Here is a 25,695-nt window from a genome sequence, read left to right on the forward strand (position 1 = left end):
TATTTTAAACTCTATCTTTGTTTGAGATAGGGTTTTTAATCGATGTTTTTATACCACATCAAAAGAATTCTTAAATTTCATATAATATATAATCGCCAAATATTGATATAGTTACATAGGAGGAGTATCATTAATTTACTAGAAAAATATAGAAAATGAAAATGAAAAAGGAGGAAGAATCTTTGCGGAATTCTATTGAATTTGAGGTTTTTGGTGATTACGCACTTTTCACAGATCCTTTGATGAAAATGGGAGGAGAAAAGTTAACTTACCAAGTACCAACTTATCAAGCTATCAAAGGGATTGTTGAATCAATCTACTGGAAGCCAACTCTTCTTATGATTGTAGATAAAATAAGAATTATGAATGCAATCAAAATGGAATCAAAAGGTATTCGTCCAATTGAATATGGTGGTGGAAATACACTCGCAAATTACACATATTTAAAGAATGTAAGATACCAAGTTCAGGCTCATTTTATCTTTAATCATCATCGACCTGATTTAGCTTTTGATCGTAATGAATATAAGCATCATAACATCCTAAAACGTTCACTTAAAGTTGGAGGACGGCGAGACATTTTTTTAGGAACGAGAGAATGCCAAGGATATGTGGAGCCTTGTGTTTTTGGCGAAGGAGAAGGCTTTTACGATAATTATGGTGGAGATATTCATTTAGGCACAATGGTTCATGGGCTTAATTATCCTGATGAAACAGGTAGGAATGAATTAGAAGTTCGATTATGGAATCCGGTAATGAGAGATGGAATTATTCAATTCATCCGACCAGAAGAATGTACAAAAATCCGTAAAATATCCAAGATGGATCCAAAGATTTTTGACAGTTCAAACGTTGAATCAGTTGATGAGCTTATAAAACAATTAGAAGAAGGAGGTGAATAAATGAGTTGGCTATTGAATTTGTATGAGACCTATCAATCAAATTTAGATCGAGTCGGTAAAATTGAAAAAAAATATAATGGCCAAGAATATACATTGCTACCTATTTCCCACACTACTCAGTCAGCAAATATTGAAGTTTTAATTACAGAAGAAGGGGAGTTCCATTCAGCAACAGTCATAGATAAGAGCGACGCCAATACATTGATCCCTTGTACAGAAGACTCTGCAAGTAGGTCTGGTACCGGAGCGTATAAAGTTCCTCATCCATTACATGATAAATTAACTTACGTTGCAGGTGATTTTGGTGAATACGGCGGCAGTAAAAAAGAAGAGGAGTCATTTGGCTATTATATCGAACACCTAAGGAATTGGGTAGAATCCCCATATTCTACAGATAAATTAAAAAGCATTTACAAATACTTAAGAAAAAAACAATTAGTGAAAGACTTGGTAGAAACCAAAATATTATGGCTTGATGAAAACCAAAAGCTGATTGGAAAATGGGATAAAAAAGTTGAAGTTTTTCTGGGGAACAAGCCCGAAATCTTTACAGTGCTTCCAGCTGGCCAAGAAGCCGCGTTTGTTAGATTTACCGTGTATTCTCCAAATAAGATGCTATCAAAGGTATGGCAAGACAAAGAAATACATAACTCCTTTATTAATTTCTATGATGGCCTCCTAGATAATGAAGATTACTGCTATGTTACAGGGGAAATAAAACCGAGTACTGATAAACATGCGAAAAAGATTAGAAATGCCAGTGATCAAGCAAAGTTAATCTCTTCAAATGATTTAAGAGGTTTCACATTTAGAGGAAGATTTACTACGTCAAATGAAGTAGCGAATATTAGCTATGATGTGTCCCAAAAAGCACATAATGCATTGAAATGGCTTATTAACAAGCAAGGAAAAATTATCGATCAACGTGTATTTCTTGTATGGGGCAATGATGCAGAAGATGTTCCAGATATTGTAGAGGATAGTTACAGTATATTTTCTATGGATATAAGAGGAACTAAAAAGCGAGAAATAAAATCCTATACACATGAACAATTTGCCAATGAAGTTGCTAAGGCAATTGATGGTTATAAAAATAATTTATCTTCCAGTGAAAATGTAAATATTCTCTTGCTTGATTCAGCGACAACAGGTAGATTAGCGGTTCTTTACTATCGTAATATGGATAAAAACCTTTATTTAAATAGGTTGAAGAACTGGCATTCTACATGTGTCTGGGAGCATGGTTACCGTAAAAATGCAGATAATGAATTTGTTAAATTTTATGGGACACCGTCAACCAGAGATATTGCATTTGCTGCTTATGGGCCAAAAGCAAACGAAAAAGTAGTCAAGAGTTTGATGGAGCGTATGCTTCCTTGCATCATAGATGAGAGAAAAATCCCTTTCGACATTGTTAGAAGTGCCTTTCAGCGTGCATCAAACCCTCTATCAATGGAAAAATGGGAATGGGAAAAAACATTAAGTATTACATGTGCATTAATTAATAAAATGGAGGGATATCAATTGGTATTAGATAAGGAAAATAATAATAGAGATTATCTCTTCGGACGCCTTCTAGCGGTTGCGGATGTTTTGGAAAGAAAGGCATTAAATAATGGTGACCAACGTGCTACAAATGCTAGGAGATATATGAATTCCTTTTCACAACATCCGGAAAGAACATGGAGGACCATTCAAGGGGCCCTACAACCGTATCAAGCACGTTTAGGGGAGAAAGTTTGGTATTATAACAAATTAATTGATGAGATTGGCTCAATGATAAAAATTGAAGATTTTAATAATAAACCACTGTCTGGAAAATACTTGTTAGGCTTTTATAGTCAACGGCATGAATTGTATCAAAAAAAAGAAAAAAATGTTTCACTAAATGATGTAGTAAATATTGGAGAGGAGAATTAAAAATGAAAACTTTAGATCACAAAATCGATTTTGCAGTTGTTCTATCAGTTACAAAAGCTAATCCAAATGGAGATCCTTTGAATGGAAATCGCCCAAGACAAAATTATGATGGACATGGTGAAATCTCTGATGTAGCCATTAAACGAAAGATTAGAAATCGTCTGCAAGACATGGAAGAATCTATTTTTGTTCAATCAAATGACAGGAAGGTAGACCAATTTAATAGTTTAAGGGAACGAGCAGAAACCAATGTAGATTTAGTCAAAGCGTTAAAATCGAAGGATAATCCACATGAACAATTTGCTGCAATTGCATGTAAAGAGTGGATTGATGTAAGAAGCTTTGGACAAGTTTTTGCCTTTAAAGGGGGAGCTGGAAAAGGTGTCTCTGTTGGAGTAAGAGGACCTGTTTCAATTCATACGGCAACGAGTGTTGATCCGATTGATATTACTAGTATGCAGATTACGAAAAGTGTAAATTCTGAGCCCGGGAAAGATAAAGGTTCAGATACGATGGGGATGAAGCATCGTGTTGATTTTGGAGTCTATGTTTTTTATGGAAGTATTAATACGCAATTAGCAGAAAAGACAGGTTTTACTAACGAAGATGCGGAGAAGATTAAAAATGCACTGGTTACATTGTTTGAAAATGATGCATCAGCAGCACGCCCTGAAGGAAGTATAGAAGTACATAAAGTTTGTTGGTGGGATCATAATTCAAAACTTGGTCAATACTCATCTGCAAAAGTACATCGTTTATTAGAGGTTAAACGGAATATTGACGAGCCAAAAACAATCGATGATTATACTGTATTGGTACATGAATTAGATGATTTAAAAGTTGAGATTATTAATGGAATGTAATAAAAAGCGTCAGAATAGTTGAAAGAAAGTATTCTTATAAAGATATACTCTATCAATTTATTAAATGAAAGTCGCATCTCTTGCAGGTGCGTGGATTGAAATGACACTATGAGAAACATCGATTCAAACGGTATCGTCGCACCTCATGTAGGTGCGTGGATTGAAATAGGATATGGAAGAATCAATTTTTGTTCAATCGAAGTCGCACCTTATATAGGTGCGTAGATTAAGACTGGTAAGATAATTGATAGTAATTTAGTGTCTCTGTTGGAGTAAGAGGATCTACTTCAATTCATACGACAACTAGTGTTAATCCGATTGACATTACTAGTATGCAGATTACGAAAAGTGTAATGTCTGAGCCTGGGAAAGATAAAGGTTCAGATACGATGGGGATGAAGCATGGTGTTGATCTTGGAGCTTATATATTTTATGGAAGTATTCATATGCAATGAGCAAGGAAGACAGATTTTACCAAAGGTGATGCGGAAAAGATTAAAAATGAACTGGTTACATTGTTTGGAAATGATGGGTCAGCAGCACGCCCTGAAGGAAGTATAGAAGTACATAAAGTTTGTTGGTGGAAACATAATTCAAAACTTGGCCAGTACTCTTCCGCAAAAGTACACCGTTTACTGGATATTAAGCGGAACATTGACGAACCAAAAATAATTGATGACTATAACATTTTGGTAAAAGAATTAGATATTTTAAAAGTGGCTATTATTGATGGACTGTAATGAAGAAAACGTTAGAATAATTGAAGGAAAGCGTATTTATTAAAAAGTTAATCAACCATTTATTAAAGAAAAGTCGTACCTCTTGTAGGTACGTGGATTGAAATCATTGGCGGTAGTTCATAAGTAACAACAAATGGATGTCGCACCTCTAGTAGGTGCGTGGATTGAAATATGATATTCAAAGAGCCTGAACAAGTGGAATCGAGTCGCACCTTATATAGGTGCGTGGATTGAAATATAATTGAATATGAGCTGCCGCCGATGGAAGGGACGTCGCACCTTATATAGGTGTGTAGATTGAAATATGGAAATGGAACGTTCTTACGGATCAAAAGAAGTCGCACCTTATATGGGTGCGTGGATTGAAATATGTAGCTGGTATTAATGCTTTGTGAAAAACAAGTCGCACCTTATATAGGTGCATGGATTGAAATTAAATTACTTGCTGCCTTATCTAGATTACTTTCGTCGCATCTCTTGTAGGTGTATGGAGTAAGACTGATAAGATAATTGATAGTAATTTAGTGTTTTTGTTGGAGTAAGGGGACCTACTTCAATTCATACGGCAACTAGTGTTGATCCGATTGATATTACTAGTATGCAGATTACGAAAAGTGTAAATTCTGATCTTGGTAAGGATAAAGGTGCTGATACGATGAGTATGAAGTATCGTGCTGATTTTGGAGTATATGTCTTTTATGGAAGTATTAATACATAGTTAGCAAAAAAGACAGGTTTTACTAACGAAGATGCGGAGAAGATTAAAAATGCACTGGTTACATTGTTTGAAAATGATGCATCAGCAGCACGCCCTGAAGGAAGTATAGAAGTGCATAAAGTTTGTTGGTGGGATCATAATTCAAAACTTGGTCAATACTCCTCTGCAAAAGTACACCGTTTATTAGAGGTTAAACGGAATATTGACGAACCAAAAACAATTGATGATTATACTGTATTGGTACATGAATTAGATGGTTTAAAAGTTGAGATTATTGATGGAATGTAATAAAAAGCGTCAGAATAGTTGAACGAAAGTATCCTTATAAAGATATACTCTATCAATTTATTAAAGGAAAGTCGCATCTCTTGCAGGTGCGTGGATTGAAATAAAGACCATTTGACCGAGAATGATAGAAGCAGGGATGTCGCACCTTAAATAGGTGCGTGGATTGAAATTGGTTATTTTCCATTCGTGTTTTATGCTCCTCTGTCGCACCTTATATAGGTGCATGGATTGAAATTTTAAGTCGTATACAACAGTAACACACAAAGAATATCGCACCTCTTGTAGGTGTGTGGAGTAAGGCTGATAAGATAATTGATAGTAATTTAGTGTCTCTGTTGGAGTAAGAGAACCTGTTTCAATTCATACAGCAACAAGTGTTGATCCGATTGATATTACTTGTATGCAGATTAAGAAAAGTGTAAATTCTGAGCTTGGGAAGGATAAAGGTTCAGATACAACGGGGATAAAGCATCGTGTTGATTTTGGAGTCTATGTTTTTTTATGGAAGTATTAATACACAGTTAGCAGAAAAGACAGGTTTTACTAACGAAGATGCGGAGATGATGAAAAATGCACTGGTTCCATTGATTGAAAATGATGCATCAGCAGCACGCCCTGAAGGAATTATAGAAGTACATAGAGTTTGTTGGTGGGATCATATAGTTCAAAACTTGGTCAATACTCCTCTGCAAAAATACATCGTTTATTAGAGGTTAAACGGAATATTGACGAGCCAAAAACAATCGATGATTATACTGTACTGGTACATGAATTAGATGATTTAATAGTTGAGATTATTAATGGGATGTAATAAAAAGCGTCAGAATAGTTGATAGAGTATCTTCTTATAAGGAGATACTCTATCAATTTATTAAAGGAAAGTCACATCTCTTGCAGGTGCGCGGATTGAAATTTTTAAAGCCAGCCTTCCAACCCAAAAAGTTAGTGTCGCACCTCTTATAGTTACGTGAATTGAAATTGCTAGTGCTAAACGTCTAAAGGAATTGTATGGGCCGTCACACCTCTAGTAGGTGTTTGGATTGAAAGTGGTAAGACACTTGATAGTATTTTATTAAGTCTAACGCATTAAATACCTTTTGATTAACGTTCTTCACAATCTTGAGAAAGAAGGAGTCTTTTGGTAATGCGTTAACTTTAATTAAAATTTCTTGAAATATATAACGATATTATATAATATATAGGTATATTGTTAGTTTAATTGATTCCGTTTATTCCCACACCTTATTGTGTTGTGGTTGAGTTGTAGAAGCAAGTTGCGTCTTGTTTCAATTTTGAAAGGGCTTCTTTGAGCCGATTAGTGTATATATAGCTTATTTTGCTATACACATTATTAATCGACTTGAAGAAGCTCTTTTTGTGTTGTTTTCAAGTTCGCAGGCGGGGCCATGTATCAAAATATAGCAAATTAAACAGTTAGGGGAGATAAAACAAAATGAAAAAAGATTGTAGACACTTACGACTAGTACCAACAGTAGAGGAGCATAAAACACGAATAGAGGCAAATGAGACATATCAACAGAAGTCATATGCTACATCTACAATGTCATCTGAAACAAGAGGAAGATTAAATCAAATGCGAGGTTGTTTCGAGGCTGAAATTATATTACCAGTTGGTAAATTTCAATACTTTAAACCACATGCTATGAATGAAAAAGAAGCCATTCAAGAAATCGCATTATTTATTGAAGGGATACAGGAAATGAACATAGGCTATGTTATCTTATGGCGCTTTGTTGGGCAACAAAGTTTTTATAGTGGTACTAAGATCGTAGCCGAACCAAAGTTTCGTAAAATCATGCGTAAGTTGAAAGATTATCTTTTTGACTACGAAGAACTTATTTATGAAACAGAAAAGTAAGAAGGATAGAGGGATATAGATATGAAAAAAGATAAGATTTGGACAGTATTAGATGATCCAAAAGAGCAGGAAACAAAAGAGCAATCCCAAGAGCCGGATGATATTTTTGCTGGTATGGAAGAGCTATCGGAGATTACAGATGATGAACTACCATTTTAAGCAAGTCGAGGTAGTTTATAGAGGGTAAAAGGAAGAACTAAGTGATGTATATACTTGGATCTTCCTTTTTTTATTGCAAAAAGAACTTTGGAGGGAAATATATAATGCGCATAGGTAACGATTTAGCGGCGGGATATTATCCAACACCACTATTAGAAGGGAAACACTTAATACAGTTATTACAAATGGAACCAGAGCGAGTTTATGCTTGCTTTGATCCATGTTGTGGAGAAGGTACAATTTTACGAAGTTTTGCAGATGAGGTGAGACAGGTTAGCATACAAATTGATACATATGGTGTGGAAGTAGATGCAAATCGATATGGAAAAGCAAAAGAGCAATTAGATGAAGTGGTATGTTCGGACTTTGAAAGTATGATGATTAGTCATGACTACTTTCCGCTTATTTTTTTAAATCCTCCTTATAATACGGAGCTTCGTACAGAAAATACAAAATCAGAGAAAATGGAGTTCAACTTCCTAAAGCGTGCTCACCTTTATTTACAAGATGGTGGGATTATGGTGTATGTCATTCCATACGACAAATTTGCTAGGGACGATATTAGCTATTTTATAGCAAAACATTATGAGGAAATAGGATTAATGCGTTTTGGCGATGAAAATGAAGAATTTGAGCAATTTAAGCAATGTGTTTTTATTGGCCGTAAGCGTGCAGCTACGAAGAATGATACATATTTCAATGATCGATTTGCTAATTTTTGCGAAAATATGTCTGACCTTTCTTTCGTCAAAAAACATGTAAATACATTAGCAGAAATGGTAAATCGTAAGGACTGGGCTATACCAGAATTGCGTCATCAAAACAAACTTATTTTTACATCACGAGTGGATTATAAAAGTGCTTATGAAGGAGTTGGGAAATCGGAAGGTATCTCGTCGTTCAAAAAGCGTTTAAATAGAGGGAATGGTTACTCACTTCAAGGTGAGAAAACAGCTGCTGAAAGAGCGAAAATGCCGATTGCTTCCGGACAATTAGGACTATTGCTGATAACAGGTGTGGCAGACGGCTTACTGGGTGAAGGAGATACACTCCATGCGGTCCGTGGATCTGAGAATGTGTATTATGAAACTTCATTTGAGCCACTTCAAAAAACAACGAAAGAAGTTGTTTTACAAAAACGCCGCGCGAAATTTATCATCGCAACACCGACCGGTGAAGTCAAAGAACTTGTCTAGGAAAGGAAGAAGGCTATGTCTGTACTATTAGGAATAGGAGCATTATTTATCGTATGGGAATTTAGTAATCGTATGTTTCGTATTGCTATTGTACTTACAGTCATTTGTTTATGTGCTTCTCAATTAGGTGCAGGTACATATTTGGAAGTATTAGAGCAATTCTCAGCGTTCCAAGGTGCAGGTAATATGCTACATGCGGCTGAACAATCATTACCAGAGTGGAAACAGTTTATAGATTTTTAGCCAATAAATTGAATGAGTAGGACATGAGACGTATCGAATAAGATGCGTTTTTTATTTTAGGAGGGAAACTTATGATACAAGAAATAATTCAACAAGATACATTTGACCAGGAACAAACACCAGCAATGTTGCAATTGGAGACAGCCGTTGCCTCACATACAGCTTTTTGTTTTGCAATGGCAGTAAATCGTCATCAACAAATCCAATTTGCAGTACTAGGTGCGAATGACAGTACATTAAAGTCATTCCGTGCTGCCATATCAATGGGAACTAATCGTTTGTATTTTGGAGAGGGAAAAAAAGAAGAATTACATTACATTTTAGATAAAAAAGTGAATGTAAACTCAAAAGGTCAGTTTGAATTTATTAACACACAAACAGCAAATAAGAAGAAGGCAATTATTGCATTTTCTAGAGAATTAGAAGAAAAGTATATTGTTGCAATTGACGAAGCGCCAGAGAAACAAGTAAGGGATTTCCTAATGGCTCCTCCGTATGGTTTACCGATCTTAGAAGAATGGGCGAGGCCAATTTATGAGGAGATGCTAACAAGAGATCTATTACAACCGTTAGAGGTGTATTTTGATAAGAATGAGTTTTCTTCTCTAACGATTGCGCAAGTCTTACTAAAAGAAACGGATTGTAAAGAGTTTTTATCAGAAATGATACGCTCTGGGAAATGTCAATTTCCGCAAGAAGGTACAGGTGAAAAAATCAATGAAATTAATGATTTAAATGAATACCTATTGGAATATTCACCTGACATGCTTGATAAGGTTACAAAATTGGATGAGCCCTTACATCAACCGATGAAAGATCAGGCATTATCTCATTTTGATACATATCAAAGACCATTATTCCCTGTACAAGCACATGTAGCAACAGGTGTAGCAAAAGCTTTACAAGTACAAAAGGGAATCATCTTGCAGGGGGAAATGAGCACGGGCAGTGCGGCACGTTCCGCTATAAGTGTAGCTTAAACACGAAAAGCGGGGGCCAAATCTTATTAAGATTGGTTACAACTCTTTAAACGATTTACAGGGTGAAAATTCCCTGTCATGACTAATATTCCAATTCAAGTCATGTCTATGAGACTCCTACATGCGCCTATCATTCCAATGTGATAGGGGTCTGAAGCTAGGTGAAGCCGTCCTTGAAGCGAACTCGTTAAACGTGGATTTAGGGCGGTAGGCTTTAAAAACATTCTATGATGAGCGAAATCGAACCCTCGTATGTACGCTCCGTTACTCATTCCCCAATCTAATAACGAGATATATGATTGGGTCTTGCGTGAAGATATTTCTCTCTTGCCTGAGGAGAAATTGCTTATATAGGTCTTTCCAGAGTTTATATAAGATTCATGAGAGTTAGGAATAGTCTACTCATGAACAAGTAGCGTCGGAGTATAGAGGGCATCTAAGGAATGTAAAAGAAGGGCTGGTTTAAAGGGAACGTGCGAGAGCCAATAAGCGGAGGTATTGGAGCCTATGAAACTTATTGGAAGTCAGCGACACCATAGTACCTATGATGAATAGCCGTTTGTATCTTGCTATAAGTTGCTTCTGCAACGAAGTGTAGGAGAGGAGAGAAACTATTCTAGGGAAGGGTGTTAGTCGAGAAGTATTGCACTAATTGAGGAAATGTTCAAACGAACCATGTGAGAGTAAAAGAGTTAATTCATTTCGGATAGTCCATTTCTCTAATCAAGGGGGCGATCCATATAAAAATGAAGGATAATAAACAATTTCCACAAAACGAAAAAGAGCTAAAACTAGCACTCGATAGCATGTACCGAATAGCCAAAGAAAGTAGTAAACCTTTCTATAACCTAATTGAACTTATGAAGAACGAGCAGACTATACTGACCGCCATTCATAATATCAAGGGTAATAAAGGAAGCAAAACTGCTGGCACTGATGGTAAGACTATGGACTACTATCTTCAAATGGGCAGAGATAAGTTGATGTCTCTAATTCGTAGGAACATTAATAACTATCAACCTAGTCCAGTAAGAAGAAAGTACATTCCAAAATCAAATGGTAAGCAACGTCCTTTGGGTATTCCTAACATGATAGACCGCATCATACAAGAAATAGCCAAAATTGTCATTGAACCCATAGCCGAAGCTAAATTTTATCATTATAGCTTTGGTTTCAGACCAATGCGTTCAGCTGAGCAAGCTATTGCTGAAACACTTGAACGTATCAGGAGAAGCAAAACCTATTGGGTAATTGAAGGCGATATTAAAGGGTATTTCGATAACATCAATCACAATAAGTTGATTGAAATAATGTGGAAAATAGGAATCCGAGACAAAAGAGTGCTTATGATGATTAAGAAAATGCTAAAAGCAGGAATTATGGAAGAAGGAAAGGTCAGAGATAACGTTAGTGGTTCACCACAAGGCGGTATCATCTCACCTCTTTTGGCTAACATTTATCTTAATTATTTTGATTGGGAGATTGCTAGAATGTTCCAAGAGCATCCAGCTAGATACAAGGTCAAAGACGTTTCTAGAAATGGACTACAACGTGTCCGACAAAGACATGAAGATACATTTCTAATTCGATACGCAGATGACTGGGTTATCCTTTGTAAAAGCGAGGGAAATGCCAAGCGGATTCTCAAAAAAGTGGAGAAATATTTTAACCACCAATTGAAACTGGAGCTGTCCAAAGAGAAGACCTTAATCACTGATGTGAGAACGAATAGAGTCAATTTCTTAGGATTCTGGATTTTTGCAGAAGAACATCGGCTTAGAAAAGGCAACATACAAGGAAAAGCTATCCCTAACATGGATAAAGCCAAGTTGAAAATAAAGGAGATTAATAAAAATATTAAAACCCTTTATGACCATCGTGGTAATAAATCCAAACAGGTTGCCATAATCGAGAGTATCAACTCAAAGATTGTTGGCATAGCAAATTATTATAAAATCGCCAATGTATCTACTATATTTCAAGGGTTTGACAAACGTATTCATTACGCCCAATGGAGAACATGGTTGTTTATGAACAATCGACGTGGACGATATTATCAACTAACCACTCCAGCGGATACTCTCTTAAATAGAAGAGATAGACACAAAGAGCAAAAAAGTAAAGTATTCTTCATTGAAGAACATGGAGCTAAAGTAGGAATCACCAAATTTGCATTTACGCCAAAACGTAATGCGATGAAAGTGAATCTCTTAATGTCGCCCTATACAGATAATGGCCGAAGTATTTATAAACGGACAACCGGCAAACGTGAGGCACTAGAAAGACCGAATTTCTTCCAAGAAGAGATTCCTTTCTACCAACTCAACAACCGTTATCCGATATATAACTTTGAATTCTATCTGAATAGAGAATACGCATTTAACAGAGATAGGGGAAAATGTAACTGTTGTAAGGTTCAGCTAAATGAATGGAATCTTAACACACATCATAAAAACCCTAAACTACCGCTTAATAAAGTCAATAAGGTGATAAATCTGGTTTCCTTGTGCAAAACATGCCACAAGCTGGTTCACAACGAAAATCCCGTTACCAATACAAAAGGTGGAAAGAAAATAGAGCAACTTAGAAAGTTGCTTAAAGAGGTTAAGTAAGTACGGCTTTCGAGGATAAATTAACTCTTATTCGTATTTGAACAAATTAGTGTAATGGCGGTTATAGTCGTAATGCTATAACAGTCTTTATGGAGAACTGAGACAACAGTTTGAAATATGGTTTCCCGATGGAACGCCGTATGCGGTGAAAATCGCACGTACGGTGTGGGGCGGGGGAAAAGGTGGAGATTACTTCAAAGTCTTACCTATCGCACCCGAAATGGGTAGTGGCTACCTCAATCCTTACGGATTGAGATGCCACACATAAAGCGCAATGATGACAGCTGCAGTAGATGGCTATTTTCATTTAAAAGGGAAAAAAGGATATCGTACATGCGTATTTGTTCCACCAACTCTTACTGAGAAGTGGGCAAAAGAAGAAATACGACACTTATTACCAGACGCAGAGATACACCTTATTAAACGAACTGAGGATCTTATTCGTATTCATCAAGCTTGGATTCAGGCCGGGAGACCAAAACCACAAAAACCAACCTTCTTTGTTATTAGTTTTACAACAATGCGAGGAGATTCTATCAAAATGATGCCATTATCTTATAAGCAGACTCCTCTTTCTAAAAAATCTGAGGAAGAGGTGCAAAGATATTATAAGAATGGCTACTACTGTTCGGATTGTGGTGCTAAGTTACGTAAAAAAACATCTTCTATCATGGTTCAACAGGCCAATGGTGAACAAAAAGAAGTATGTCAATATAAAGATTTTACAGCTAGTGACTTAGATACTAAAACGAATAAAAATAGTGTATGTGCTGATTGTAATTCAAATATTTGGAGCCCAAAAGTAAAAACAAAATATGCAAGTTTTAAAGAGTGGACAAAATATGAGGAACAATTAGTGCAGGCAATTAAAGAGGGAAATAAACCTTTACAAAAACAACTAGAGTTAGAGAATCGTGTAAAACCATATGACGCAAAACATTCAGGAAGAGCGTATAGAAAAGTAGCTGCTGTTGAGTATATTCGTAGAAAAATGAAGCATTTCTTTGACGTTCTTATTGCTGATGAGATACATGAGCTGAAAAGTGAATCTGCACAAGGAACTGCTTTAGGAAGTTTAGCAAAGGTTTGTAAGAAAGTTGTAGCTGGAACAGGTACATTATTTGGTGGCCGCGCAAGCGATGTATTCTATACGTTATGGCGTTTATTCCCTCAAAAAATGGTTAAAAGTGGTTTTGAATACAGTTCTTTCATGGAATGGAATGAAACCTACGGAAACATCGAGAGAACATATTACCATGATGGTGAGGTCACATCTAATATAGCTTCACGCGGAGCACAAGGTACATTAGATAAAACTAAGGTTGTACCTGGTATTTCACCTTATGTGTTTACTCAATTCTTAATGGATACAACCATTAATGTACGTCTTAAAGATGTATGGCCAAATCCTGTGGAACTAGTCAACGTCCCTACAATTCTTGTTGATATGTCTGAAGAGCAGAAGCAAGCCTATGAGCATATGAAAGAGTCGTTTGAAAAAGCAATTGAAGCAGCGAAAGGTACACCAGACGCTGGGAAACTGTGGCTTTCTTATATTCGTACAGGTAATGCATATCCAGACAATATGATCCATTATCCGAACTATTACTTAGATGATGCAGGAAAAGAACTGGTTTGGTCTAATGATAAATTCAAATTTGATGAGGATTGTATACAGCCTAAAGAGAGAGAGTTGCAAAGTATATTGCGTACAGAAATTTCTGAGGGCCGTCCAACCATCGTATACGTATGTGATACAGGATCTACAGTAAAAGAACGAGACGTTCAACCACGTTTACAGAAGGTTGTAGAGCAAATATCTGGTGCGAAAGTAGCTATTCTCCGTACCAATACAGTTACTCCGCCAAAACGTAGTGAATGGCTAAAAGATCAAGTGAATAGCGGTGTGAATGTAATTATTTGCTCGCTAGAATTAGTGAAGGTGGGTCTTGATTTACTTGCAACACCTACATTGATATTTTATCAATTACCATTTAGCTTATTCGCGTTGAATCAGGCAGCAAGAAGACACTGTCGTATTGGCCAAACTAAGCAATGTAGGACCTTCTATCTTGGATACCGAGAAACGTTCCAACAGCAGATGGCGCAATTAATTGCTCAAAAGAATAAAGCTGCTGAAGCAATGAACGGTGAGGTTACAAGTGATGGTCTGAATGCAATGCTTGGTGATACTGGAGATCTACAGACTCTATTAATTCAAAACATAAAGAGTGGAAATCAATTAAAGGGTTCAACAGAGGAATGGACAAAAGCAGCATCTGATGAATCGAAGCGGGTTCTTGCAAATATCGGTAATGTGATTACACCTGTGTTTGAATCAATTGAAATTCAATTTACGAACTGGGTGGGAAAATTACCAGGAACTATGGATGTTGCATTTATGAAAGAAGTTCAATTTGTACAAAGGGCTGTTGAATGTATTAAAAAAGAACAAGTACCTGGAGTTCGAGTGAAGAAGAATGTACTTGAAATAGCTGGAGAAATAGAAGATGTCATTCGAGCTTTAACAACACTGAATACTGATAAGCGTATGCTTGTACAAAAACAAGATATCACATTCTGGGATTCAGTTATTGTTGAAGTGGATTCTTCTAAAAAGAAAGGAAAACGAAAAAACAAAGTAATTGATGGACAGTTTGAGTTCGATTTATTTGGATAATCGAGAGGGGAATATTATGTTTACAAAAATATTTATTGGTCTATTTTGTTATGTGTTTTTGGTAGTTCGTAATTCAAAGAAAAAATTTCTAATGGAAGAAGCCAAGAAAAAAGAAATGGAAAATAAACCGGTGGAACGCCCCGTTTATTGGTGCCCAAGAGAAAATAAACCTATTGGAAGGGAACAAGAGCGTGTTACTGTTCCAACAAAAGAGATCACCTTAGAAAAAGATGTAGCAAGTATATATGATTTAGTTGCTACATCTGTTCATAAGAATCTGGGTGAGGAAGAGAGTGATAGATTAAAACATGAGGATATAGAAGAAGTGGAGTATGCTGAAGATTTTCATCATACTCCCACTCCTGAGGCTGTATATGATATTCCTTTTCCAAGTGATGAGGATATACCAGTGGAATTATTAGAATATGAGGACATGTATCCACAACAAGAATATGTTTCAATTCCACCGGAAACAGAACACGTTTTTTCTGTTCAACAAGGAGTAGCTGATGTTGAAGATATGGATTTTGTGAGGTGGACTGCAAAAGTAATAGAACAAGAACAAGGACTGACACGTGTCATAAATATGTCTAATAAGAAGCGTTATTGGATTCATACAGAGGGAGAAATATTACCGAAAAATCAATTACTGTATATGAAATTAGAGGTCAATTCACCTTATTCTTATACACTAGTTGAATGGAGTAATAGACAACTAGGGAATATATAAATCTATTTCCTAGTTGTATTTTCTTAGTTAAATAGCATCAAATACAGCATTTTCTCACTCATTTGTACAAGAATAAAACATTTTTTTATTTTTGTACAAATGAGTGGGACAGAATGATTCACCATATAAGGATATTCGACTATAATGATACATTGTACGTCATTGTAATATTGAAATGTTTTGAGATTCAAGTGATTAACAGTCTTAAAACAGGAGAATTGAGAACTCTTCGTAATATTACAATGCTTAAAATAGATTAAATCCAAACATGAGGATTATATGAAGTAAAAAATATTTTTGAGTTAAAAAAATAACAATTTTGAAAGGTGAATGTAAATGAATATTAATTCCATAAGTAACAATGTAGTAGAAAAATTAGAACAAACGGTGCGCTATGAAAAGAAACAAGTCCAGGTATTACGTGTAAGTAAAAGTAGTTCTAATATACACGCTTACATGATTTTTCCGGAATTCTCAGAGGTTAAAATTTCAAATACCGAACTGGATGAATATATAGAAAATCTGTCAACAAGCGTGAAGTATGTCATTGATCGCAAGTTGAGTCAACAAGAAATTGAAAAACAAAATCATTCTTTCATTATGACGTGTGAAGTCGAGGAAGATGGTGTGATAGATGATGAAACGATTCATTTTAATACGACGTATGTAAAACCACCAACAATTGCAAATAAAGTATTTAAGTTGGTATGTGGATTAGGGAATCGCTTAGATAGCTTAAAAGAACTACATATTACAGTGTTAAATAATAATATTAACCGAATTGAAATTGAGTTTTACAATGAAAATGAAACATATGTGGCAGTAGAAAAAGAAGAAATTGCAAATGCAATTATGGGGGCATATACAAAAGCAAATATCTATTATGCAGCAGATCTTTATTATGCTGCAGAAGGAAATGAAATTAAATTAAAGAGCATCAAACCAAAATTAGCGGGTGATGTGTGATGAAACGAGAAAAAGGAATGATAGGAGTCTTATGCACGCTTGTTTTGATGATTTTATTACTTGTACCCTTAGAAGCAGCTCAAGCTTCTGTAAAAGTAGATTTTAATGAGTTAAAAGGAAATGATGTTTCGTCATCATTTAAAGATGGACTAAACAATCGAATGAAAACAACAGAGAAAGAAGATTCATTTGGATCATCAATCATTCAAAAGATTGAAGGATTGTATGCGCCGGCTTTTAAAGTAGGAGTCAATATCTTTTCTATTTCATTCGTATTAGGAGTTATTGTCATGGTTATGGCATTAATTACAAAGAATGGTCAATGGATGAAGTGGGCAACCGGAAGTATGATTTTCTCATTTATCAGCATGATGTCGATGAGACTAAGTGTATACTTCTTATTTAGTTCCGATGTATTTTCGTTTATGAACATCTTTACGGATTTTTTAGACCTGTTTAAAGCAACAGCACTTATTTTCACACCATTTATGTTAATCGCAGGTATTCGTTTAAGAAGAATTCATGAGAGTACAAAACAGCCGGAATATTACCGTTGGGCCAACCGTGTCATAACGGGATCTTGTTTGCTGTGTATGTTAGCCGTACTCGCTCCATGGCTATTTGCTAATATGTAAAGAACTATATATAAAAATAGAAAAGGTACTGAATCTACATTCAGTACCTTTTATCTACCCATTAGGTTCTTTCTTTCATATTCTTCAAATACTTCTTCTGATATTGGCGATAGTATGCCACTTAAATACACAGCGGTATATAAAAAGTATTGGCCATCATTTGTTTTTATTGTATGAGTACCGTGTTCCTCATTGTTTGGAATAATTCGTTCAATTTTGAGTTGCTTTTTATCACAAATGATCTCTTTTACTCTATATAAATTATGTGTTGGTAAACGATTAATATACAAACAAAGGTATTCTAGTAGAAATAGAATAACAGTCATTTGTAGAATGAAAGCAATCTTTAATAGAGTTGGTATGGATGCAAATAATACTAGAAATATAGAGATCAAGAAAATATTTAACTTTGAAAACCATTTTTCATGTTGATTTAAAGAAATAATACTTTTCTTATTCTGAAACACCTGGAACCTCGTTATAAGAAAAATAATTACAAAGATTCCTTCATAACTAAACCAGGTTTTCCACTCCGTATCAGTAAGTTCTAGCAATATATATATGATACCGGTAGATACGATCAGTGGTACCAGCTGTACCAAACTAAATAGTATGGTATGTTCTAACATTCTTTTCTTGTAGATACGATTAGTAATTGAATCCAAGTTTCTTAACTCCTTCTGCAATTTTCATGATGACACCACCAATAAGAAGATGGTATTCGCCAATCCCTTTTTCATTTACGTACCAACACATATAGTGTCGGATACCTTCTTTTGCACTATGGTCATGTAAAGGAAAAGGAGATGCGTATTTTTTAGATGACATATTATTATCACCGAAAGGTACCTGTTCTGCAAGTGCAAAACGTTTCTTCGAATCATTTATAATCCAACAACCATAGTTTACTGATCCATACCATATTGCGTCTTTGTGAATTGGATCAATAGAAGGTTGTGCTGGATAACTTTCAGCTAGTATTTGCGCTTTTTCTTCACGAAGTTGCTGATGTATGTGTGAATTTAATGGATCTTCCGTTCCGATTTCATAGGTTTCCTCAAAATTCCCACACTCATAAGGGATAAGGGGATTATTTGAATCAGCTGCTAATTGTAGACTGCAAGAATCTGATTTTGAAAGATAGTATACACAGTCTTTGCAAGTGAAAAAGTTTGAAAAAGCTGAATCTGTTTCTTGTTCTGTTACGGTATTATCTACTACAAGTTTTAACATGTCTATCACAATCCTTTTTAGGCTAGTTCGTAAATTAATATAGACGTATCATATCATGCTTATAAACAAATGTAAATATTTTCCAAATAAAAATAACCTTATTAATTTTGAAAGGACTGTTTGTATTGAATAGAAATCGAGAATATATTGCTTTGCGAAATTCTATATTAATAGGCTGGTTACTGACAGGCATCGTAATAGGCCTATCTATCCATTTTTCTTCTGTTGTTTATTTATTAATTGGATGTTTCATTCTATCGTTAAAATACGGATTAATGGGTACCGTGAAAAATGTGGAAAAACGTTTGCCTACCTGGGCCAACTTTGGCGTCATTGAAAAACCAGTTAATAGAAGAGTAACCAGACCTTTTCAGTTTCGAGGTGGGCTCCTTGTTTCATTAGCATTAGGATTCGTAGAGATGGTGATAAAAGGCTTATGTATCTCATATTTTATTTTAGGATTAGAAACGCATGTATATCGTTTAATGCGCAGAAACGCAAGGGTGTAAAAAGGAGGACTCTATTATGAAAGTATTGATATTTGAATTGATTCTTATTGCGGTTCTAATACCGTTGAATAGTGTTGTGAAAAAACATGTACCAAAATGGAAAGGAAAAGCTGGAGAGAAACTGGTAAAACGTATACTAAGTAAATTAGATCCAAAAAGTTACTTTGTGTTACATAATGTGACGGTTTATACGGAGTATGGTGATACAACGCAAATTGATCATATTGTTATCGCGGAAACCGGTGTATTTGTTGTAGAGACAAAGAACTATGAAGGATGGATCTATGGAAATGAGAAATCTGCAAGGTGGACACAAGGTATTTTTAGAAAGAAAGCCTCTTTTCAAAATCCATTTCGCCAAAACTATAAACATATAAAAGCCATTGAATGGGTGATGGAACAACAGCTGCCATGTATCTCTATTGCAGCGTTCCATCCAAAATGCAGTCTAAAAAGAGTACATGTTCATTCTAAAGATAAACATGTACTATATTATAACGATCTACAAAAATGTATTGAATCATATACTGAGGTGCAACTAACAAATGATGAGGTCCAACATATTTATCAAACTATGTTGCGAGCAAACATAACGGATAAGGGTATTGAAAAGAAACATGTGAAGTATTTAAAAAATAAATTTGCTAAACAATAAGAAATGGAGATAGAGACATGTTATATGTAGTAGGGTTTATCGTAATCTCTATAGTAGCTATTCGGCTTAACATGAAGTATTACAAGCTTAGGGGGAATTTTAAAGATTTTGTAATGAAGAAAAAAGAGTAGAAGATTTCTAATAAAAGGTTTTAAAGTCCATTTCAATTGAAATGGACTTTAGTATTCGCATAAGGTTAAAATAAATCTTTTTTATTATGAAAATCCCCAAGAATGTTGCCTTTACATTTGAGGGAAACAAGAAAGAACCCTATTTAGATAAAAAAGGGTTCTTTCTTGTTTTATGTAGCACTTATTAAAAAGAAAAGCCATGTTATAAAAAATGCTACAACTAAGGGAATTATTTTTAAAAAGATTAATAGGTTTTTATTTAAGTAGGTGTATTTTTCTTTGTTGAAAATATATTCTAGACTAACTGCTATACAAATCAGGATCAGTATAATTAAAATTGATTTCTTGATCAGTAAATTAGGTACCAAATTATATAAACTAAGACCTAAGAGTACGATTATAGATGCAAATAATCGAATGTTTTTTTTCATAAATCGTTCTCCTTTTCAATTTATTAGTTACGGTGTATGTGTGGGTGTCCTGTCCACGTAATTCCAACTGTAACGCCTTTTCCTTTGTTAACAACAGCTAATGTAGCAGCTCCAAGTCCAACTATAGCCGCAATTAATCCTAATGGGACTGAAGCTGGTATTGTTACATATCCAGCTGCTGCTAATTCGGCTGCAACCCAAATTGCTGCACTACCCCATGCCATTGCTTCAGCTAGTGATTGAGTTTCAGAATTACTTAGTTTTAATCCGAATCCCCATCCATAAAAACCAGCTGAAGAAGATTGTAATTCTTTGAATTGGCTTAGGTCATTATTAACATATGAATTTAGTGTTTGTGTTGTGGAAAGTTTTCCAGGGTTTCCTTGTTCATCTTTTTCTAGAGTGAAATATCCTTTTTTAATGTATTCATTTTCTAAGTTTAATCCATTTAAGAAGTTTTGATATTCCTCATTTGTTATACCAATTTCATCTGCTGTTGCATTAATATATAAAAGTCCTTCTGCATTTACTTTTACATATGGAGTAAATGTTTTTGTTGTGTTAAGTGTTTAATTAAATTGTTCGTTTGTTTGAATGGGAATAAATTTATTACTTTGATTTTCTTGTACTTGCTCTGTTTTTACTGCTGTTTGTTTTTCTGTTGCGGCTTGAGAAATGCTAGGCGATAGGCTACCAAGTAATAATGCACCACTTAAAACTGCTGAAATCTGTTTAACTTTCATTATAAAACCACCTTTTTATTGTAATTTGGAATATTTTAGATTCCTATTACATTGTAGTTTATATTTGAAAATATTGTAATATTTTGCTATCAATTGGAATGTTATGTTCGATTACCAAACCCTTACATATAAACCTAATTATACAAAAAATGACAGAAAGATTTTTTGTATTCCTAGAATCTCCCACTTTTTGAAATTATATATATATTCATATTATCATGTTATTACACTAGGTTAAATTTTGGGTAAGTTGATATATTAAATTCTGAATATTTTATTTGTATTATTGTGTATTATATACGGAGGTGCAACTAACAAATGATGAATTGCATAAAGGAAGTATTATGCTATAATTGAATTAATCCAATACTAAAAAATCATATTGCAAAAGGACACACCTACGCATAACCATAGCGTAGGTGTGTCCTTTTTTGTTTGAGGAGGAAAAATGTATGGGAAAAACGTTATTTATTGCGGAAAAGCCGAAAGTGGCCAATGAAATTATGAAATCGCCACGTTTCCGACACTCACAAAAGTACATTGGAAGCAAACCTTATTACGGTTATTACGAAAATGATCATTATATTGTCAGTTGGTGCCGTGGACATTTACTGGAACTGAAAAATCCGGAAGAGATGGATCCAAAGTATAAAGTGTTTCAGTTAGAACATTTACCCTTAATTTTTCAACCATCGTATAAGGTGATACAAGAAAATGCAGAGCAACTACAAATCCTTGTTAAACTGTTACAGCGACCTGATGTTGACCATGCCGTGAACATATGTGACGCGGACCGCGAGGGAGAGTTAATCTATAGGGAAGTGTACGAATACGCAGGTGTGAATAAAAAGCAATCTCGCGTATATAAATCCTCTTTTGAAGCTGTAGAACTCGAAGCAGCTCTCAATCGATTAGAAAGCGCGTCTAAGTATGATGGACTAGCTTATTCTGCTAAAGCAAGGCAGTATTTAGATTATCTATTAGGGATGAATATAACCAGGGGATGCACCACAAAATTAGCGCAAAATAAATTCCTATTGGCATCTGGCCGTGTACAAATGTGTTTGCTACATGAGATCCGTCAACGTGAGTTAGCAATTGAAAACTATAAGGAACAGTCTTATTATCATCTGCAGCTAGTAACAAATTTAGGACTCACTCCAGTTATGAAAACAGAAGATCAGGTGTTAAACCCATCGCCATTAAGGAGTTTAGGGGAGAAGCTAAAAGGTCAATATCTCACGGTTGAGGAATTTAAAGAGGGCACTAGGAAGCAAAATCCTAAATTGCTATACAACTTAACAGACTTGTACAAAGATGCCCATGCACAATTACAAATTAATGCTGAAACTGCAAAAAAATACATTCAGAACTTGTATGAAGAAGGTTTTATAACCTATCCACGCTCTTCGTCTAGGCATTTACCTACAGAACAAGTGGAACGAGTAAAAGGTGTTATGCAGGCGCTAGCTAAGAGTCGTTATTCTTTACTGGTACAATCCGTCGATATTGACGCCATTGATATAAAACACAAAACATTTGATGATGATCTTGTATCAAGCCATTTTGCCATTATACCGACGACTAAACAATATCAAGAGGAAGGTCGTCCAGAGATTGAACAACAACTATACAGTCTCGTGGTAAAACGTTTTGTGGGCAATTTCATGCGTCCTGCAGTGTACCTGGTAAGAGATGTATCCCTTATTGATGCAATGGGAAATACCTATCAAATAAAAGAAAGTGTGCTTCGAGAAAAAGGTTTCCTAGAAGTGTTCCAAGAGGAAGTAGAGGAAGAAAGTGTGGAAACATTTAAAGTTCCTATCCTGCAGAAAGGACAAGAACTTCAAATCTATGATTTTGAGTTGCTGGAATCCAAAACAAAGAAACCTGCTCTACACACAGAAAGCTCAATTCTTGCTTTTATGGAAACGGCTGGTCGTAAAATTGATGATGAACATTTAAAAGAGCTGATGAAAGGAAAACGAATTGGAACCGTAGCAACAGAAGCGGCTTTTATTCCGGCTTTACACGAGAAGAATTTTATAGACATTGAAAAGGGAAAAATTATTACAACTCCAATTGGCCGTGCCTTTATTGAACAATTTCCTGTTCAGCAAATTAAAGATCCACTGTACACAGCAGAAATGGAAGGAATGATACACCGTATTGAAAAGAATGAAATGAGTTATAAAGACTTCATTGTACAAACAAATGCGTTTGTACAAAAAATAACACAAGAGATTATAAGAATTCCTGATACAGTTTCGTATAATCTAATAGAAACCTGGAAGCAACAAATAGAAGTATGCCAATGCCCTTGTGGAAATGGAATAATTTTAGATAGAGGAAAGTTTTTCGGGTGCAGCAATCATCCGAACTGTAACATTGGCTTGCCTAAGAAAATTAAAGACAAAACAATTCCTACAGTGCAAGTAAAAAAACTGTTTGAAGAGAACAAAACGGACGTTATAAAAGGATTTAAATCTAATGGCAAAGAGTTTTCTGCTTATCTAGCATTTATAAATGGTGAAGTAAGCTTTAATTTGCCTACAGTTGAAGAATTATCGCTAGGTCAGTGTCCAAAGTGTCAAAAGGGACACATTTTAAACCGTGATAAGTTTTTTGGGTGTTCAGAATATCAAAACGGATGTAATTTTGCGATATCAGCTAAAATTAAAGAAAAGAAATTATCTGATAGCCAGATTAAGAAATTATTGAAGAATCGCGTTACTGACTTCATTCATGGTTTTAAAGGAGAGTACGGAGAATTCACTGCAGCTATCCGATTAAAAGAAGATCTTAGCATTTGTTTTGAACGTCCAACAACGGATGATCGTACTATAGGGAAATGTCCTTTGTGCCAAGGAAGGGTAATTGTAGGAAAAACTACTTATTTATGTGAACATTACAAAAATCCTTGCGAATTCATTGTGTCTGGAAGCATTTTGAAAAAGAAAATAACTAGCGCACAAGTAAAAAAGTTATTAGAGAAGAATATGACCGATACAATCTCAGGATTTGAAAGTAAGAAAACCGGAGAAAAATTCGATGCAAAATTAACCTATGATGTACAAAAACAACGTATTACATTTATAATGAATAAAAAGAAATAATATCATAAAATCTTAAATTTCATATATAAAATTAATAGGAACTATGATATGATGAAAGTAACAAAATACTTCTAAAACTATCTTGCAAAAGGACACACCTACGCATACATATGCCATAGGTGTGTCCTTTTTTATGTATTTTTAGAATTTCAAGACTCAAAAGGGGGATATATATTGTGTACCAGTAATATAGCATCTGCTAATGTATCTTTTGAAAAATTGAAAAGTCAGGAAGAGAATGAAGAAAGTATGGTGTCAATATGCCCGCAGTGTAAGGAACGGTCATATACAGCACTTTATAATGATCATCCAAAATGGATACAGTTTTGCCTATGTTGTAATTATCGAGAAGTAAATACTATGAATAGTCCGTTTGTTTATTAGATGCAGCTATTTACGTATTTTAAGTAGGAGGAAGAAATTTCGATATGAAAATATGGATTAAAGCTATTTGTATAACATCATTCGTAATTCAAATGTCAGCATGTAGCAGTTCCGTGCAAACAAAAAATGATTCGAGACCTGCCCAAGCAGTACAAAACGGAATACAACAGAACGTAGAAGGGAAAGGTATTGTTGATATTCCAGAAGCTTATAAAGGGAAATTAAAAGGCTTAGAGACCGTTAAAGGGAAGGTATTACATATTAAAGACGGAGATACGATAGACGTAAACGTAAAGGGGCAGAAACAGACGGTAAGGTTACTTTTATTAGATACCCCTGAGTCTGTATCTAATAAAATCCCACCACAAAAGATGGGAAAAGAAGCCTCTTCCTTTTTAAGGAAACAGCTAGAAGGGAAAAGTGTAACTTTGGTTTATGATCGAGGGCAAAAAGAAGACAAATACGGTAGGAAATTAGCTTATGTCTTTTGTGATGGAATACACATCAACGAAATAATGATCAAATCGGGTTATGGGATTATAGCCTATATTTCTAGACCTAATACTACATTGCTACCAGAAATGCTAGAAGCAGAAAAAGAAGCAAAAGAAACAAGGGCTGGTGTGTGGAACATTAAAGGATTTGTAGATGAAAAGAACCGCCACTATAACCGCAATGATGCAGCTTAATATCGATACTTATTCAAAAAGGAGGTCCATAAATGAATGGAAACAAAAGAAACATGTTCTTATCTTTTTTTATTTCAACTTTCTTTATTTTTTTGAGTCTCTTGCCGTTTAGTAGTAATGAATATGTATATGTTATTTCAAAAATCGGGGCTGCAGCTGGTGTAATAAATATTGTGATGATGAGCGTATTCTTATATTTTCAGAGCAAAAAAACGAGACATCTCTTGAGTTAATATGATACAAATACCAGTTTTCCTTACTCATACGTAAAAGATAAGAGTAAGGAAAACTGA

General features: G+C 35.0%; 20 protein-coding genes and 5 pseudogenes. 21 read left to right on the forward strand and 4 right to left on the reverse strand.

Going from position 1 to position 25,695, the window contains the following annotated elements:
* The first annotated feature begins 182 nt into the window (after positions 1-182).
* From cas5c to ACXKY9_RS29370, 16 genes and pseudogenes are all read left to right on the forward strand, one after another.
* Complete coding sequence (gene cas5c / locus ACXKY9_RS29295; RefSeq protein ID WP_003319726.1) at positions 183-902, forward strand: type I-C CRISPR-associated protein Cas5c; 720 nt, start codon at positions 183-185, stop codon at positions 900-902.
* Positions 903-2,822, forward strand: coding sequence for a type I-C CRISPR-associated protein Cas8c/Csd1 (gene cas8c / locus ACXKY9_RS29300; protein ID WP_000118651.1), 1,920 nt, complete (start codon positions 903-905; stop codon positions 2,820-2,822).
* 2 nt (positions 2,823-2,824) lie between these two features.
* Positions 2,825-3,685 carry a type I-C CRISPR-associated protein Cas7/Csd2 gene (gene cas7c / locus ACXKY9_RS29305; RefSeq protein ID WP_000853368.1) on the forward strand — a complete coding sequence of 287 codons (861 nt, stop codon included), beginning with the start codon at positions 2,825-2,827 and terminating at the stop codon, positions 3,683-3,685.
* Between the two features lie 260 nt (positions 3,686-3,945).
* Positions 3,946-4,425, forward strand: a pseudogene (locus ACXKY9_RS29310) (type I CRISPR-associated protein Cas7); the annotation flags it as partial.
* A gap of 526 nt (positions 4,426-4,951) precedes the next feature.
* Positions 4,952-5,431 (forward strand): annotated as a pseudogene (cas7c, locus tag ACXKY9_RS29315) (type I-C CRISPR-associated protein Cas7/Csd2); the annotation flags it as partial.
* A gap of 328 nt (positions 5,432-5,759) precedes the next feature.
* Positions 5,760-6,242: pseudogene (locus ACXKY9_RS29320) on the forward strand (type I CRISPR-associated protein Cas7); the annotation flags it as partial.
* A gap of 642 nt (positions 6,243-6,884) precedes the next feature.
* Positions 6,885-7,310 (forward strand): DUF6018 family natural product bioysynthesis protein, encoded by a 426-nt coding sequence (locus ACXKY9_RS29325; RefSeq protein ID WP_000710696.1) that lies wholly within the window; start codon positions 6,885-6,887, stop codon positions 7,308-7,310.
* A gap of 21 nt (positions 7,311-7,331) precedes the next feature.
* Positions 7,332-7,469 (forward strand): hypothetical protein, encoded by a 138-nt coding sequence (locus ACXKY9_RS29330; RefSeq protein WP_000710813.1) that lies wholly within the window; start codon positions 7,332-7,334, stop codon positions 7,467-7,469.
* A gap of 104 nt (positions 7,470-7,573) precedes the next feature.
* A complete protein-coding gene (locus ACXKY9_RS29335; protein WP_001219637.1) occupies positions 7,574-8,665 on the forward strand; it encodes a DUF6094 domain-containing protein in 1,092 nt (363 codons plus the stop codon).
* 15 nt (positions 8,666-8,680) lie between these two features.
* Entirely contained in the window at positions 8,681-8,908 is a 228-nt protein-coding gene (locus ACXKY9_RS29340) for a hypothetical protein (protein ID WP_000114815.1), read from the forward strand.
* 71 nt (positions 8,909-8,979) lie between these two features.
* Positions 8,980-9,864 (forward strand): annotated as a pseudogene (locus ACXKY9_RS29345) (hypothetical protein); the annotation flags it as partial.
* 770 nt (positions 9,865-10,634) lie between these two features.
* Positions 10,635-12,500 (forward strand): group II intron reverse transcriptase/maturase, encoded by a 1,866-nt coding sequence (ltrA, locus tag ACXKY9_RS29350; protein WP_000654328.1) that lies wholly within the window; start codon positions 10,635-10,637, stop codon positions 12,498-12,500.
* Positions 12,501-12,768: 268 nt separating this feature from the next.
* Positions 12,769-15,180, forward strand: a pseudogene (locus tag ACXKY9_RS29355) (DEAD/DEAH box helicase); the annotation flags it as partial.
* 16 nt (positions 15,181-15,196) lie between these two features.
* On the forward strand, positions 15,197-15,910 hold the full coding sequence (locus ACXKY9_RS29360) for a hypothetical protein (RefSeq protein WP_000494364.1): 714 nt from the start codon (positions 15,197-15,199) through the stop codon (positions 15,908-15,910).
* Between the two features lie 336 nt (positions 15,911-16,246).
* On the forward strand, positions 16,247-16,876 hold the full coding sequence (locus tag ACXKY9_RS29365) for a hypothetical protein (RefSeq protein ID WP_001024816.1): 630 nt from the start codon (positions 16,247-16,249) through the stop codon (positions 16,874-16,876).
* Positions 16,876-17,511: a hypothetical protein gene (locus ACXKY9_RS29370; RefSeq protein WP_000817905.1), complete on the forward strand. Its 636-nt coding sequence runs from the start codon at positions 16,876-16,878 to the stop codon at positions 17,509-17,511. The genes ACXKY9_RS29365 and ACXKY9_RS29370 overlap by 1 nt, the downstream gene beginning before the upstream one ends.
* Before the next feature lie 50 nt (positions 17,512-17,561).
* On the opposite strand, the gene ACXKY9_RS29375 is transcribed toward ACXKY9_RS29370, so the two are convergent.
* Together ACXKY9_RS29375 and ACXKY9_RS29380 are read right to left on the reverse strand one after the other, a co-directional pair.
* Entirely contained in the window at positions 17,562-18,140 is a 579-nt protein-coding gene (locus ACXKY9_RS29375) for a hypothetical protein (RefSeq protein ID WP_078405438.1), read from the reverse strand.
* A gap of 19 nt (positions 18,141-18,159) precedes the next feature.
* Complete coding sequence (locus ACXKY9_RS29380; RefSeq protein WP_000916413.1) at positions 18,160-18,744, reverse strand: hypothetical protein; 585 nt, start codon at positions 18,742-18,744, stop codon at positions 18,160-18,162.
* 125 nt (positions 18,745-18,869) lie between these two features.
* Between ACXKY9_RS29380 and ACXKY9_RS29385 the strand changes: the two genes are divergently transcribed.
* Both ACXKY9_RS29385 and ACXKY9_RS29390 read left to right on the forward strand, forming a co-directional pair.
* On the forward strand, positions 18,870-19,253 hold the full coding sequence (locus ACXKY9_RS29385) for a hypothetical protein (protein ID WP_015406623.1): 384 nt from the start codon (positions 18,870-18,872) through the stop codon (positions 19,251-19,253).
* Between the two features lie 16 nt (positions 19,254-19,269).
* On the forward strand, positions 19,270-19,908 hold the full coding sequence (locus tag ACXKY9_RS29390; RefSeq protein WP_000866011.1) for a nuclease-related domain-containing protein: 639 nt from the start codon (positions 19,270-19,272) through the stop codon (positions 19,906-19,908).
* Positions 19,909-20,493: 585 nt separating this feature from the next.
* On the opposite strand, the gene ACXKY9_RS29395 is transcribed toward ACXKY9_RS29390, so the two are convergent.
* Together ACXKY9_RS29395 and ACXKY9_RS29400 are read right to left on the reverse strand one after the other, a co-directional pair.
* Complete coding sequence (locus ACXKY9_RS29395; RefSeq protein ID WP_000312314.1) at positions 20,494-20,694, reverse strand: hypothetical protein; 201 nt, start codon at positions 20,692-20,694, stop codon at positions 20,494-20,496.
* Between the two features lie 345 nt (positions 20,695-21,039).
* Positions 21,040-21,213, reverse strand: a complete 174-nt coding sequence (locus tag ACXKY9_RS29400; protein WP_003319769.1) for a hypothetical protein — start codon at positions 21,211-21,213, stop codon at positions 21,040-21,042.
* Positions 21,214-21,665: 452 nt separating this feature from the next.
* Between ACXKY9_RS29400 and ACXKY9_RS29405 the strand changes: the two genes are divergently transcribed.
* From ACXKY9_RS29405 to ACXKY9_RS29415, 3 genes are all read left to right on the forward strand, one after another.
* Positions 21,666-24,329 (forward strand): type IA DNA topoisomerase, encoded by a 2,664-nt coding sequence (locus tag ACXKY9_RS29405; protein ID WP_000520732.1) that lies wholly within the window; start codon positions 21,666-21,668, stop codon positions 24,327-24,329.
* 428 nt (positions 24,330-24,757) lie between these two features.
* Positions 24,758-25,402, forward strand: coding sequence for a thermonuclease family protein (locus tag ACXKY9_RS29410; protein ID WP_000708139.1), 645 nt, complete (start codon positions 24,758-24,760; stop codon positions 25,400-25,402).
* A 32-nt stretch (positions 25,403-25,434) separates the two neighbouring features.
* Positions 25,435-25,635 (forward strand): hypothetical protein, encoded by a 201-nt coding sequence (locus ACXKY9_RS29415; protein ID WP_001014119.1) that lies wholly within the window; start codon positions 25,435-25,437, stop codon positions 25,633-25,635.
* Positions 25,636-25,695: the final 60 nt, after the last annotated feature.

This window comes from Bacillus sp. 2175, assembly GCF_057812155.1.

What these genes read in the sequence shown, in the direction of transcription:
- ACXKY9_RS29340 (WP_000114815.1), top strand. Translation starts at nt 8,681, where the DNA reads ATGTCTGTACTATTAGGAATAGGAGCATTATTTATCGTATGGGAATTT.
- ACXKY9_RS29410 (WP_000708139.1), top strand. Translation starts at nt 24,758, where the DNA reads ATGAAAATATGGATTAAAGCTATTTGTATAACATCATTCGTAATTCAA.
- ACXKY9_RS29330 (WP_000710813.1), top strand. Translation starts at nt 7,332, where the DNA reads ATGAAAAAAGATAAGATTTGGACAGTATTAGATGATCCAAAAGAGCAG.
- ACXKY9_RS29360 (WP_000494364.1), top strand. Translation starts at nt 15,197, where the DNA reads ATGTTTACAAAAATATTTATTGGTCTATTTTGTTATGTGTTTTTGGTA.
- ACXKY9_RS29390 (WP_000866011.1), top strand. Translation starts at nt 19,270, where the DNA reads ATGAAAGTATTGATATTTGAATTGATTCTTATTGCGGTTCTAATACCG.
- ACXKY9_RS29400 (WP_003319769.1), bottom strand. Translation starts at nt 21,213, where the DNA reads ATGAAAGTTAAACAGATTTCAGCAGTTTTAAGTGGTGCATTATTACTT.
- ACXKY9_RS29405 (WP_000520732.1), top strand. Translation starts at nt 21,666, where the DNA reads ATGGGAAAAACGTTATTTATTGCGGAAAAGCCGAAAGTGGCCAATGAA.
- ACXKY9_RS29365 (WP_001024816.1), top strand. Translation starts at nt 16,247, where the DNA reads ATGAATATTAATTCCATAAGTAACAATGTAGTAGAAAAATTAGAACAA.
- ltrA (WP_000654328.1), top strand. Translation starts at nt 10,635, where the DNA reads ATGAAGGATAATAAACAATTTCCACAAAACGAAAAAGAGCTAAAACTA.
- ACXKY9_RS29415 (WP_001014119.1), top strand. Translation starts at nt 25,435, where the DNA reads ATGAATGGAAACAAAAGAAACATGTTCTTATCTTTTTTTATTTCAACT.
- ACXKY9_RS29370 (WP_000817905.1), top strand. Translation starts at nt 16,876, where the DNA reads ATGAAACGAGAAAAAGGAATGATAGGAGTCTTATGCACGCTTGTTTTG.
- cas7c (WP_000853368.1), top strand. Translation starts at nt 2,825, where the DNA reads ATGAAAACTTTAGATCACAAAATCGATTTTGCAGTTGTTCTATCAGTT.
- ACXKY9_RS29335 (WP_001219637.1), top strand. Translation starts at nt 7,574, where the DNA reads ATGCGCATAGGTAACGATTTAGCGGCGGGATATTATCCAACACCACTA.
- cas8c (WP_000118651.1), top strand. Translation starts at nt 903, where the DNA reads ATGAGTTGGCTATTGAATTTGTATGAGACCTATCAATCAAATTTAGAT.
- ACXKY9_RS29395 (WP_000312314.1), bottom strand. Translation starts at nt 20,694, where the DNA reads ATGGCATGGGGTAGTGCAGCAATTTGGGTTGCAGCCGAATTAGCAGCA.
- ACXKY9_RS29325 (WP_000710696.1), top strand. Translation starts at nt 6,885, where the DNA reads ATGAAAAAAGATTGTAGACACTTACGACTAGTACCAACAGTAGAGGAG.
- ACXKY9_RS29380 (WP_000916413.1), bottom strand. Translation starts at nt 18,744, where the DNA reads ATGTTAAAACTTGTAGTAGATAATACCGTAACAGAACAAGAAACAGAT.
- ACXKY9_RS29375 (WP_078405438.1), bottom strand. Translation starts at nt 18,140, where the DNA reads ATGTTAGAACATACCATACTATTTAGTTTGGTACAGCTGGTACCACTG.